Source organism: Sphingobacterium sp. WM (genome assembly GCF_029542465.1).
GTDB lineage: Bacteria > Bacteroidota > Bacteroidia > Sphingobacteriales > Sphingobacteriaceae > Sphingobacterium > Sphingobacterium cellulitidis.
The window spans coordinates 3,999,851-4,012,978 of record NZ_CP120709.1 but is presented as its reverse complement, the minus strand read 5'-3'; the positions used below and the strand labels follow the sequence as shown (position 1 = coordinate 4,012,978).

The following is a 13,128-nucleotide window of genomic DNA, read 5'->3' as shown; positions in this document are numbered from 1 at the left end:
AACACAAATATTTTATTAAAACTTTATTATTTGTCAATAAATAAGTGCATTATAGCCATGCTCTGTATGATTTTTACTACAAAATATAATGAATAATAGCTAAAGTTAATCCTCCTAACAATGCACTAACTGGGATTGTTAATATCCAAGCCCATAATAAACTAATGGTCACTCCCCAACGAACCGCTGAAACCCTTTTTACAATCCCTACTCCGATAATCGATCCAGTGATGGTATGAGTAGTTGAAACTGGAATACCAAAATGTTCTGTAATCCCTAAGGTAATGGCACCTGCCGTTTCGGCACTTACACCTTCCAATGGGGTTACCTTAGTGATTTTGGTTCCCATCGTTTTGACGATTTTCCAACCTCCACTCATCGTACCTGCTGCAATAGCAAAGTAACAAGCTAATGGAACCCATTCTGGCATCTCTTCAAAACTACCAATTACTCCTTGTGCGATTAAAGCTGTGGCAATAATACCCATAACCTTCTGCGCGTCGTTACCTCCGTGAGCAAAACTTAATCCTGCTGATGAAACTAATTGTAGAATCTTAAACCATTTCTCTGCAACTGCAGGTCTTGCCTTTTTACAGATGTTAATAATGATCAACGTGATGATAATTGATATTGTCATACCTACTAATGGAGCCAGAACGATAAAAGAAACAATCTTTAAAGTCGCGCTTAAGTTGATTGCTTCCATAGGATTTGCCCCTAAAAAAAGAGCGTATGCCATTCCTGATCCTGCAAAGCCACCAATTAAGGTATGGCTGGAGCTGGATGGAATACCATAATACCAGGTAAATAAGTTCCAGGCGATAGCTGCAACTAAACCTGCAAAAATGACCTCGAGGGTGATATATTCTTCTATGACCGTTTTTGCGATAGTATTAGCAACCTTATGGTCAGTGAAAACAAAATAAGCAACGAAGTTAAACAAGGCTGCCCATAGCACTGCCATAAAGGGGGTCAATACTTTGGTCGAAACGATGGTCGCAATGGAATTGGCTGCATCATGGAATCCATTGATATAATCAAATGCAATAGCCAGTACGATTACGACAATTAATAATGTGGTTATACCCATAATATAATATTGTTGTGAATCTTATTAAAAAATTAAGCGTTCTTCACAAGAATACTCTCTAATACATTGGCAACATCCTCACATTTATCCGTTGCGTCTTCCATTGCAGATAAAACTTCTTTGTTCTTGATTAGGTTGATGGCATCCTTTTCATATTCAAACAATTCCGCAACGGCTTTGTCAAATATATAATCTGCTTTGTTTTCAACACTATTGATGCGTACACAAGAATCAGTAATGTTTCTGATGTTTTTTAAATCTTTAAGCTCGAACAATGCTTTTGCAACATGTTCAGTAGCCTCTAAGATTAAACTTGAAATCTCTTTCATCGCTTCACTAGGCTCTGTAACCTTGTAAAGTTCCATTCTGTTGGATGCGCCATGAATAAAATCAGCCACATCATCCAAAGAACTCGCCAAGGCGTGGATATCCTCTCTATCAAATGGGGTGATGAAGTTTTTTCCTAATTCTAAATGGATTTGGTGGGTAAGATTATCTCCTTTGTGTTCCAGGTCTTCCAATAATTTGGAATTATCCTTTCTAAGTTGAAGATCAGTAGTATGAACGCTTTCTTTTAGAAGCTTAGCCATATCAATTAAGTTTGATCCAGCTTGTTCAAATAATGGGAAAAATTTCTTGTCCTTTGGGACAAAGTATTGAAAAATGCTATTTAAAGACATGACTCTTATTTTAAGTAGCGCAAAAATATGCACTTAATGTTAAGTTAATGTTAAGTTTTAATAAATCACTGAAATTAAGCTTTCTCCAATGTAAAAGAAAAGGTCGTCCCTATCCCCTCTGTACTACGAACATGTACATTTTGCTGATGCGCTTCAATAATATGTTTTACAATAGCAAGACCTAAGCCTGAACCTCCAATTTCCCTTGATCTACTCTTATCCGTCCTGAAAAAACGTTCAAATACACGTGGAAGATTCTTTTCCTCAATTCCTTGTCCATTGTCAGTGATTTCAATAAGTATTTGATCTATTAATAAGTGAACCTTGATAATTGTTTTACCGCCTTTCTGCCCATACTTAATAGAGTTATCAATTAGATTCACTAAAACCTGTTGAATTTTCTTTCGGTCAGCAATGACTTGGATAGGATTATTCCCTTTCGTATTGAAAATTAAATTGATATTATTTTCATTGGCCTTATATTCCAAATCATCAATTGCTTCACGAATGAGCGCAACAATATCAAATTTCTCTTTCAGAATGGGAACTTCCCCTGATTCCAATTTTGCAATCTCATCAAGGTCATGGATTAAATAGCTTAATCGGTCTAGGTTTCTGGCTGCTTTATTTAAAAACTTTTCCGCCATCTCCGGATTATCTTCAATCATACCATCCTGTAGGGTTTCAATATAACCTTGGATGGCAAATAACGGAGTCTTAAATTCGTGGGAAATATTGGAAAGAAATTCTTTGCGGAACTTTTCTTGTGCTTTAAGTTGATTGATTTCTATTGTTTTTTGTTTTGCCCAGTCACGAACCTCTTTTTCAGCATCGCCAATAGGATCTTCAGATTTGTGATCCCCCAAGGCATCTTTAAGCTCTTTTCCAAGTTTAAGATTGTGGATTAATTTGTATACAGATTTTATTCTTTCGTATACAAATTTTTGAAAAACATAGTTTAGGAGACTAAACGAAAGGACAAAACTTAGGATTAGGATAAATGAAAAGGTAGGGATGTCACGCTCGTGATAGTAGTTCATCCCTGATAACGTCAGTGAGAAAACGAAACTTATTACGAGGATTAGTGTACGAAAGTTCATGGCATACCTTGTATAAGTTGAAATGTTTCTAAAGGTTTAAAAACGTGCAATAATAGTTTTTCCACCTGTAACCTTATCACCTATATTCACATTGATTTTTGCATCAAGTGGTAAGAATAAATCCACCCTTGATCCAAATTTAATAAATCCAAACTCTTCACCTTGTTGCACATCCTGGCCTTCTTTCACATACCAAACAATTCTTCTGGCCATTGCACCAGCGATTTGACGAAATAAAACTTCAACGCCAGATTTGTTCTTTACAACAACAGTTGTTCTTTCATTATCTGTCGAAGATTTTGGATGCCAGGCAACTAAAAATTTTCCAGGATGATATTTGAAAAATGTAACAATGCCAGAAATAGGATTTCTATTCACATGCACATTGACCGGCGACATAAAAATTGAAACCTGAATCCTACGGTCTTTCAAATATTCAGTTTCTTCGGTTTCTTCAATAACAACCACTTTTCCATCAGCAGGACATAAGATTACCCCTTCATCCAATTGTATGGTTTTCTTAGGGCTTCTGAAAAATTGAATAATCGTAATTAATAAAAATGCCGAAGCGATATAGATAATCCATTTTACTATTGGTCCAGCATTATAATAATGCGCAATCGCATTTATGATAAAAATAAATAAGACTACTATCGCTAAACTGGTATAACCTTCTTTGTGAAATTTCATAATGGAATATTTGTGCAAATATAATTATTCTTACTAAATGTCCTATTGTTCGTTTTTCCGACTTATTTTCAAGCTATGGAAGATTAATTTTCCTTCCGCATTACTATTGACCTTTCCATTTACAGTAACCTCATCCTGAATGTATTCAGCATTTACAAAGGATGGAATATAGCGTTCAACCCCTTTTAATACCAAGCCAAAGGATCTGCTTAATTCATAGGGAAGATCCTTGGTAACATGCAATTTCGAAGGATTTCCATCTTTGCTTACCTGCACCGTATATTCAAATTCCTGTTCAAAAGGAGCAACCGTCTCAAATGATTCGAATGAATTTGTTAAATAATCCGATAAATAAGCATTGTAACCAGCTATTTCATCATAATTACATCCTTTTGAAATGAATTTCTCTGCTCTAAAGAAGTTTTCTATGGGTAAAATGCTAAAAACAGGAGATTGATATTCATAATCATTGATCAAATCATAACCAGACTTAAATATACCTCTATAATAAACCTCTTCCGCCACTAAATCCCTTACCTTATCAGCCTCATAGTAAATTTGCCAAACCCCATCAGGTACACCATCCTTTAACTGACCCTTTTGTTTTACAAATGGAAATCCATAGGGGTTGTAACCTTGGAATGGAACTTTAAAATCAAACCTTCCATTGCCATTTTCAACCAACTTTCGCCCCCTGGTATCAATAAATTCCATTACTTTAATATAATCTGTACCAAAATCCACTAACATCATCAGTTGGCCATCAGGGTAATAATATCGCCATTCTCCCTGCGGTTTATTATCAACAAAAGTTGATTCCCATTTTAATGAACGGTTTGGATGATAAGCCTTGAAAATCCCTGATTTCTTCCCGTCAATATAATTACCTTCCAAAATTGGATGTCCATTCAAATCAAAATCGGTGAATGAACCAATAAATTTACTGCTAGAAGCATCAAAACTAGCTACTCGCTCGATACTCTTGTATTCACAGTTTTTATCAACCAAGTAATAATTGCTGTCAAAATAGAATCTGACCAAGTCATTTCCAGTATTTTCAAAATAAACAGGCTTTGATTCTTGAGCCGATCCATTCAAAAATGTAATACAAATAATTATTATACTGAAAACTAATCTCATCGCTTATTAATGGGCTTCTAACCAATTTTTACCTTCTCCAATTTCTATTTCAATTGGAACTTGAAGTTCAATCGCATTTTTCATCCTGTTTTCAATGATCGATTTGAATATATCGATTTCATGATTTGGAACATCGAAAACAAGTTCATCATGCACCTGCATGATCATTTTGCCTTCCAATCCCTTTTCATCGATATCCTTTTGGATATTGATCATCGCAATTTTTATTAAATCCGCCGCTGAACCTTGAATCGGAGCATTGATGGCATTTCGCTCTGCGAATCCTCTAACCGTCATATTTGCCGAGTTAATATCTCGCAAATAACGTCTACGTTTTAAGATTGTCTCCACATAGCCGTGTTCTTTCGCAAACTCAATCACCTCGCCCATGTATTTCCGAATTCCGGTATACTGACTAAAATATTGGTCAATAATCTCTGCAGCTTCTTTTCTACTGATTCCAAGGTTTTGAGATAGTCCAAATGCCGATTGACCATAAATAATCCCGAAGTTTACCGCTTTGGCATTTCTCCTCATGTCCGAATTAACCTCATCCAAAGATACTCCATAAACACGAGCTGCTGTAGCACGGTGAATATCCAAGCCTTGTTTGAAAGCCTCCAACATATTTACGTCTTGACTCAATTCAGCCATTATTCTTAACTCAATCTGTGAATAATCGGCAGATAACAAGGTCCAGTTTTCATTTCTACTGATGAATGCTTTTCTCACCCCTCGACCTCTTTCAGTACGGATAGGAATATTTTGAAGATTCGGATTGGTAGAGCTTAAACGCCCTGTAGCAGCCACAGCCTGATTATAAGAGGTATGGATTAATCCTGTATTCGGATTAATCAAAATTGGAAGTGAATCCACATAAGTGGACTTTAATTTCTGCAACTGCCTAAAATCCAAAATATCTTGAACGATATCCGATTTGTTGGCCAATGCCAATAACACATCCTCGCCAGTCTTGTACTGACCGGTTTTTGTCTTTTTAGCTTTCGGATCCAGTTGAAGCTTATCGAATAATACTTCCCCAAGTTGTTTGGGAGAGGCAATATTAAAGGTAACTCCTGCCTTCTCATATATCTGCTGCTCTAATTTTTTGACATCCTTTTCAATTTCTATCGAATATTGCTTTAAGGTATCAACATCTATCTTAACTCCATTTCTTTCCACTTCCGCCAAAACCTTTAACAAAGGAAACTCAACGGTTTGAGCCAATTGAAGAGTAGATGTCTCTTCCAGTAGTGGAGCAAATTTATTTTTTAATTGAAGGGTAATGTCCGCATCTTCAGAAGCATATTCTTTCACCAACTCAACATCAACATCGCGCATGTTGCCTTGGTTTTTACCTTTAGCACCAATTAACTCGGTGATAGAAACTGGAGTGTAATTTAAATAGGTCTCCGAAAGGTAATCCATATTATGGCGAGTGTCCGGGTCTATCAGGTAATGTGCTAGCATGGTGTCGAAAAACTCACCCTTCACATCAACATTATACCTGGATAAAAGTAAAATATCGTATTTTAAATTCTGACCAATTTTAGAAATGCTTTCATTTTCTAAAATTCCCTTGAAAATATCTACTGTCTTTTGTGCTTCAGTTGGATCCGCACTAACTGGGATATAATAGGCCTCATAATCTTTTATTGCAAAGGATAAACCAACTAATTCCGCTTGCAGCGCATCCAAACCTGTGGTCTCCGTATCAAAACAGAAAGATTTTTCCTTCTCAAGAATTTTGACGAAATCTCTTTGCTTTTCTTCTGTATCCAGTAAAATATACTGGTGAGTAGTGTTCTGAATATTAGTAAAAGACTGTGGTTCTATGCTTTCAGCATTTCCATTGTTTCTAGAAGCATCTATATTTGCATCATTGTGTATAGAAAACAAATCCATTTGAGCAGATTTTGGATTTCCGGTATCTGCCATGCTGAATTCATCCCCAAATACTCGCTTTCCCAAGGTTCTGAATTCAAGCTCCACAAACAAAGGCTCCAAGGCATCTTTGTTAGGTTTTTCTAATTCCAATGATTTCTCATCAAATTCAACTGGTACATCCAATAAGATTGTTGCCAATTTTTTGGAGATTAACCCTTGCTCAGCATGATTTTCAACATTTTCCTTAAGTTTTCCTTTTAGTTTATCTGTATTTTGTATCAGGTTTTCAATTGAACCAAACTCTTGAATCAATTTTTTAGCTGTTTTCTCACCAATCCCTGGTATTCCAGGAATGTTATCTACAGCATCGCCCCATAGACCAAGAATATCGATTACCTCATGTACATTATTGATTTCCCATTTTTCCAAAATCTCAGGAACGCCCAATGTTTCAGCGCCATTTCCCATTCTGGCAGGTTTATAAATAAAGATATTTTCGGAAACCAGCTGTCCAAAATCTTTATCCGGGGTCATACAATATACCGTATAATCCATCTTTTCACCTTTTTTAGCTAGGGTACCAATGATATCATCTGCCTCATAGCCATCCATGGTAATAATAGGAATATTAAAACCTTCGATTAATCTATATATATAAGGTATGGAAGCGGCTAGATCCTCCGGCATTTTCTCGCGTTGAGCTTTATAGGCTTCAAATTCCAAATGTCGGTTGGTTGGGGCAGCAGTGTCAAATACTACAGCGATATGTGTGGGCTTTTGATTGTTTAATACCTCTAGCAAGGTATTGGTAAAACCCATAATTGCTCCTGTATTCAGTCCATATGAAGTAATTCGTGGCGTTTTACTCAATGCAAAGTATGCACGATATATCAAGGCCATCCCGTCTAAAAGAAATAACTTTTTCAAATTCTTTGTTTTTTTATAGCTGTAAAACAAAGTTAACAAAATCAAATAGACCTAAAGATTAATTATTTTTTTCCATTTTTGCGGGTATTGCTTGTATTTTTAAAAAATATGAAAAACTGATATGCGCGGACTTGTAACGAAATCTACTGGTAGTTGGTACCAAGTTTTGGCCGAAAGTGGTGAAAGATTGGAATGTAGGATTAAAGGTAAATTCAGAACTCAAGGTATTAAAACAACTAACCCTATTGCCGTAGGAGATTGGGTGGAATTCGAAATTGAACAAGGCCTACAAAGCGCTGTCATTACAAAGCTGGAACCTAGAAAAAATTATATCATTCGACGTTCCGTCAACCTTTCTAAACAGACCCAGATTATTGGGGCTAACCTGGACCTCGCCATGCTGGTGGTGACATTGGCATCCCCACCGACTTCAACTGGTTTTATTGATCGGTTTTTGGTTACTGCCGAAGCATATGGTATACCGGCAGCACTGGTTTTCAATAAACTCGATTTATTCTCTGAAGAAGGCTTGGAAATATTAGCTGAGTACATTGCCATCTACAAAGATCTGGGATACCCTTGTTACACCGTGTCTGCATTGGAAAAAGAAAATATTGATGACTTGAATGAGGTATTGAAAGATAAGATAACTTTAATTTCAGGACATTCAGGGGTCGGTAAATCCACCCTAATCAATGCTATTATTCCGGGTTCCGATCTAAAAACCGGAAATATCTCGGATTGGTCGGATAAAGGAAAGCATACCACCACCTTTGCGGAAATGATTGATTTGCCCTTTGGAGGAAAATTGATAGATACACCAGGAATTCGGGAATTGGGGATTGTGGATATTGAACCGCAAGAACTTTCCCACTATTTTCCAGAAATGAGAAACCTCCTCAATCAATGTAGGTTTCACAACTGTAGACATATCAATGAGCCGGGATGTGCGGTGCTCGAAGCATTGGAAAACGGTGAAATTGAACCCTCTCGTTACGATAGTTATTTGAGTATCTATAACAATGAAAATAACAGGAATTAATAATTCAAGTTTCTTGTACTAAATTCAAGAGAATATTTTCCTTTATTTTACCTAATTTAATTTCAATAAAATTTTCTTGGACAAATAAACATATTGGCTGAATTGTTGTTAGACAATAACACAAGCTAAGATAAACCGCTTTATTGATATTTATGAAACCTATTTGGAAATGGATTATTGGAATTGTAGTCGTCATCATTGTGGCTATAATCGGAGTAGGGTGGTACTATAGCCGAAATTGGAAACCAATTGTCGAGACTAAACTCAAGGAAACTGTTACAAATGCCACCAATGGACTATATTCTTTAAAGTATGATGACCTGGACCTGAATGTTGCTCTAGGAAATGTAACCTTAAAGAATGCAGAGCTAATTCCTGATTCTGCCGTCTATAAGAGGATGGTGCTCTCCAAAGAAGCTCCAAATAGCCGATATCATATTAAACTATCGGCCTTGAAAGTCCGTCGCTTTAATATTTGGGATGTAATCAAGAATCGAAAACTATATATTAAAGAAATCAATTTCGACTCCCCGGATATCCACATGATATCCGAAAGACATGCTTATAATGATACCATTCAACCTAAGCAATCCAAAACGCTATATGATAATATTAAAGATGTTTTTAGCTCCATCAATGTTAGGGATATCCACATCGATAATATAAAGTTTAAGTTTTCAAAGATCGAAGAAGGGAAATCCAGTGATATTGAACTGGATAGCATTGGGATCAAGGTGCATGATATCTTAGTCGATCAAGCTTCCATCCATGATACCACCCGTTTGTTCTATACAAAAATGGTAGAAGTAGATGTTCCAAAGTTTGAATACGAGCTATCCAATGGAATTTATAAAGCAAAATTCGACCGACTGTTAATGAATACCAGGGACCAAAATGTCTTGTTAACAAAGGTTGAATATGCGCCTAAGATGAATAAAGCAACCTATTTCAAAGCCAGAAATCAAAATATAACCATGGCTGTTATGAAATTCGATACCCTTCGCTTTGAGAAATTAGACTTTAAGGAGCTTATTGATAATCAACAGACCATTGCCCAACATGTGCAAATTAAAAACGGATCAGTTTCATTGTATAATGATAAACGATATCCTAAAAAAAGTGCGTCCAAAATAGGTAAATCTCCTCATCAACAATTGATGAAAGTCAAACAGCTAATCCGTATTGATACAGTTTATGTTGATAATATTGATGTTTTATATGGTGAGTATTCCGCAAAATTCCATAAAGAAGGGGTAATTACCTTTAATAAGGCACGCGGAACATTAACAAATGTCACCAATGACAGCACCCTCTTGGCAAAGAATAAATTCATGCGGGCAGATTTGCAGGCTAAAATCATGAATTCAGGACTATTGAAAATTCAATTTGGCTTTGATATGTTGAGTAAAGATGGATATCATACCTATAACGGAAGTCTAGGAAGAATGCAGGCCACTTCGTTCAATAAAATCCTGACTCCTTTGTTGAATGCTGAAATATCTTCAGGTAACATCCGGAGCATCAGTTTTAATTTTCAAGCCAATGATTACAGAAACTGGGGTGATTTCAGATTTGATTATGACCATCTGAAACTGAATTTAATGAATGCCGTAGACCCAGGAATGAGCAAGACGAAAAAAGGCGTTTTATCCTTTGTGGTCAATAATATCCTGATTAACGATAGTAATCCAGATGCTAATGAGAAATATCATATAGGGAAGGTGAATTATAAAAGGGTGCCGGAGCATACTTTTTTCAAAACCATGTGGCAGAGTTTACTGGACGGTATAAAACAATGTGCTGGTATCAGTAAAGAACGTGAAGCCAAATTAATGGGAGCTGCCGAAAAAGGAAAAGAAGTGATGGAAGAAACAAAAGGAGTAATCAAGAAAACAGGTAAATTCTTCAAAGGATTATTCAAGAAAAAAGATAAAAAAGAGGAAGAAAATAAAAATTAGTTTCACGTGAAAGATTTTTAAAACTTAGGGCTTCAGTATGATATTGCTATGTTTGTAGATAGATGGATTCAGTTTATAGCTTCCTAAAATATATTTTCCGGTATAAAAAGAAAACCGTTGATCAGATTGTTTTTTATGTCAGTTTGATCAGCGCCGTTACGATGGTCGTGCATGTTGGTTATATTACTGATCCAATCATCGCTAAAACCACAGACAAAGCTGTTGTTATCTTATACTACGGTCTTTTTCTTTTTGAAATCATTCGAACCTCTTCCTCCATTTTAGTTGCCAGACGAATCAATGTCTCGCATTATACAGGAGTAATGGTCAGTGCCTATTTTTTATTGATCACTATCTCTAGAATGACTGGCGGATTCCTCTCGACATTCGCCAAGGATGAATGGCTTTATCTCGGTATTGCCATTATTTTCCTCTCAGAACTTTCTAAGAATAGTCTTTTCTTCGACAATTTTTATTTTAATCCAACCATACTATTTGTCATCAGTTTCTTGGGCTTAATTATTCTTGGTGCATTTCTACTTATGCTTCCCCGAACCACTATAGTAGCCCCCTTGAGCTTTGTGGATGCATTTTTTATGGCAACCAGTGCAGTATGTATTACCGGACTCTCAACAACGGATATTTCGACTAATTTCTCCGTATTCGGTCAATCCGTAATCATGGCACTCATCCAGGTGGGTGGATTGGGAATTATGACCTTTACAGGTTTCTTCGGATATTTCTTCTCCGGAGGTTTCTCCTTTAAGAATCAATTGATGTTCGGTGAGATATTGGGGGAAAATAAACTGAATTCCGTTATTTCAACCTTATTGACCATCATCTTTATAACACTACTTTTTGAGTTTATTGGAGCCATCTTAATTTTTAGTTCCTTGGATGCGAAACATTTCGATTCCCTCGGTGAAATGGTGTTTTTCTCCTGCTTCCATGCAATCTCAGGATTCTGTAATGCTGGATTTACAATTATTAAAGATGGTGTCATGAATGATTCCTACCGTTTTAATTATAACTTTCAGTTAGCAGTGGCCTCCATGTTTATTTTAGGGGGCTTTGGATTCGGTACTATCTTCAATTTCTACACCTGGGTTCAGGAAAAAGTAAAGTCTATCATACAGCGATTGATCCAGAAAAAAAGCTACCGCTATAAACCTCAGGTATTCTCTTTTAATTCGCGTTTTATCGTAGTCTGTAATGTGACTGTTATTCTCTTAGCTACAATCTCGTTCTTTGTTTTGGAACAAGATCATAGTTTGATGGCTGATAAATCCTCCTTTGGAAAGTGGGCCACTTCCATTTTTATGGCAAATTCCACCCGATCGGCAGGATTCAATAGTGTAGATTTAAATTTTATCAATATCCCAACATTAATCATGTTTGTGACGTTAATGTGGATAGGGGTTTCACCTGGTTCAACAGGTGGCGGAGTAAAGGTCACCACGATTGCAATCGCGTTAATGAATATTGTCGCACTAGCTAAAGGCAAGGAATCTATTGAAATCTATAAACGGAAAATCGCTTCTGAATCGGTAAACAAGGCTTTCGCCATTATCTTACTGTCAGTATTAACGATTACGCTGAGTTTTATCTTATTGAATTTCTCAGATCCGAATCAACAAATGATACCCTTATTGTTTGAATCGGTTTCTGCATATACAACTTGTGGGCTATCCATGGGAATTACATCCTCATTGACGGCAACAAGTAAAATCATTTTAATGTTTACCATGTTTGTAGGTAGGGTAGGGATGTTGACTCTCCTGGTGGCATTCATTAAAAACACAAAGAACAAAAGTTATATTTATCCAACTGAAAAAGTACTGTTTTAACATATGAAGTATATTGTATTAGGCTTAGGACATTTTGGACGGTCATTGGCGATTCACTTGACGGAGCTAGGCCATGAAGTGATTGCTGCAGACAAGAATATGAGTATTGTGGAGCAAACTAAAGATCGTATTACGCATACGGTTTGTCTTGATAGTACTGACCGAGATGCGGTAAGTTCCTTGCCACTACGAGAAAGTAACGCGGTAATTGTCGCAATTGGTGAGGAAGAAGGCGCCAGTTTAATGACAGTAGCACTGTTAAAACAGCTTAAAGTCAAAAGGATCATTGGTCGTGTTGTTTCTGAGCTTCAAAAAACGGTGCTTGAAGCCATGAATATCGATGAATATATCATGCCTGAGGAAGAAGCAGCTGAACGATTAGCCATGCGTTTGGATAATATCGATATCGTTGACTCTTTTAAAATTTCTGAGAAATACAGTATTATTGAAACGAAGGTCCCAACTAAATATATTGGGATGACCCTTAAAGAGGCTGATTTGACCAATAAATATAAAGTAATTGTATTGACCACTGTTCATGTGGAAAATCAAACCACCAGAGAAGGAACGACAAGATTAAGCAAGGAAGCATCGGGTATTGCTAAATCTGATACAGTCCTTATGGAAAATGATTTATTAGTCTTGTTTGGAGAGCTGGCAAACATTAAAGACCTGATACAAAAGGGTTAAGATGCTGGTTTTTCTTACTATATCGTGGAAAGATTAACTTCTGCAAACAATGTGTTCGGATATTAACGGCATTGCTG

The 13,128-nt window shown here is 36.4% G+C and carries 10 protein-coding genes; 4 read left to right on the top strand and 6 right to left on the bottom strand.

Translation table 11 applies throughout. The features are described 5' to 3' along the window. Positions 1-76 precede the first annotated feature (76 nt). From PZ892_RS17030 to polA, 6 genes are all read right to left on the bottom strand, one after another. Entirely contained in the window at positions 77-1,090 is a 1,014-nt protein-coding gene (locus PZ892_RS17030) for an inorganic phosphate transporter (protein WP_094257458.1), read from the bottom strand. Between the two features lie 32 nt (positions 1,091-1,122). Beyond that, positions 1,123-1,770, bottom strand: coding sequence for a DUF47 family protein (locus tag PZ892_RS17025; RefSeq protein WP_094257457.1), 648 nt, complete (start codon positions 1,768-1,770; stop codon positions 1,123-1,125). A 74-nt stretch (positions 1,771-1,844) separates the two neighbouring features. Beyond that, positions 1,845-2,870: an ATP-binding protein gene (locus tag PZ892_RS17020; protein ID WP_277711674.1), complete on the bottom strand. Its 1,026-nt coding sequence runs from the start codon at positions 2,868-2,870 to the stop codon at positions 1,845-1,847. Between the two features lie 36 nt (positions 2,871-2,906). After that, positions 2,907-3,560, bottom strand: a complete 654-nt coding sequence (locus PZ892_RS17015; RefSeq protein WP_094257455.1) for a phosphatidylserine decarboxylase family protein — start codon at positions 3,558-3,560, stop codon at positions 2,907-2,909. Positions 3,561-3,602: 42 nt separating this feature from the next. Next, a complete protein-coding gene (locus PZ892_RS17010; protein WP_277711672.1) occupies positions 3,603-4,700 on the bottom strand; it encodes a hypothetical protein in 1,098 nt (365 codons plus the stop codon). A gap of 6 nt (positions 4,701-4,706) precedes the next feature. After that, complete coding sequence (gene polA, locus PZ892_RS17005) at positions 4,707-7,514, bottom strand: DNA polymerase I (protein WP_277711670.1); 2,808 nt, start codon at positions 7,512-7,514, stop codon at positions 4,707-4,709. Positions 7,515-7,635: 121 nt separating this feature from the next. On the opposite strand from polA, the gene rsgA reads away from it, so the two are divergent. The 4 genes from rsgA to PZ892_RS16985 all read left to right on the top strand — a co-directional run bounded on the left by rsgA (position 7,636) and on the right by PZ892_RS16985 (position 13,051). After that, the gene (rsgA, locus tag PZ892_RS17000) at positions 7,636-8,556 is read left to right on the top strand and encodes a ribosome small subunit-dependent GTPase A (RefSeq protein ID WP_094257453.1); all 921 of its coding nucleotides are present in this window, start codon (positions 7,636-7,638) and stop codon (positions 8,554-8,556) included. Between the two features lie 152 nt (positions 8,557-8,708). Continuing rightward, positions 8,709-10,514, top strand: coding sequence for a hypothetical protein (locus PZ892_RS16995; RefSeq protein ID WP_277711667.1), 1,806 nt, complete (start codon positions 8,709-8,711; stop codon positions 10,512-10,514). 62 nt (positions 10,515-10,576) lie between these two features. Continuing rightward, entirely contained in the window at positions 10,577-12,361 is a 1,785-nt protein-coding gene (locus PZ892_RS16990; protein ID WP_277711665.1) for a potassium transporter TrkG, read from the top strand. Between the two features lie 3 nt (positions 12,362-12,364). Next, positions 12,365-13,051: a TrkA family potassium uptake protein gene (locus PZ892_RS16985; RefSeq protein ID WP_094257450.1), complete on the top strand. Its 687-nt coding sequence runs from the start codon at positions 12,365-12,367 to the stop codon at positions 13,049-13,051. Positions 13,052-13,128: the final 77 nt, after the last annotated feature.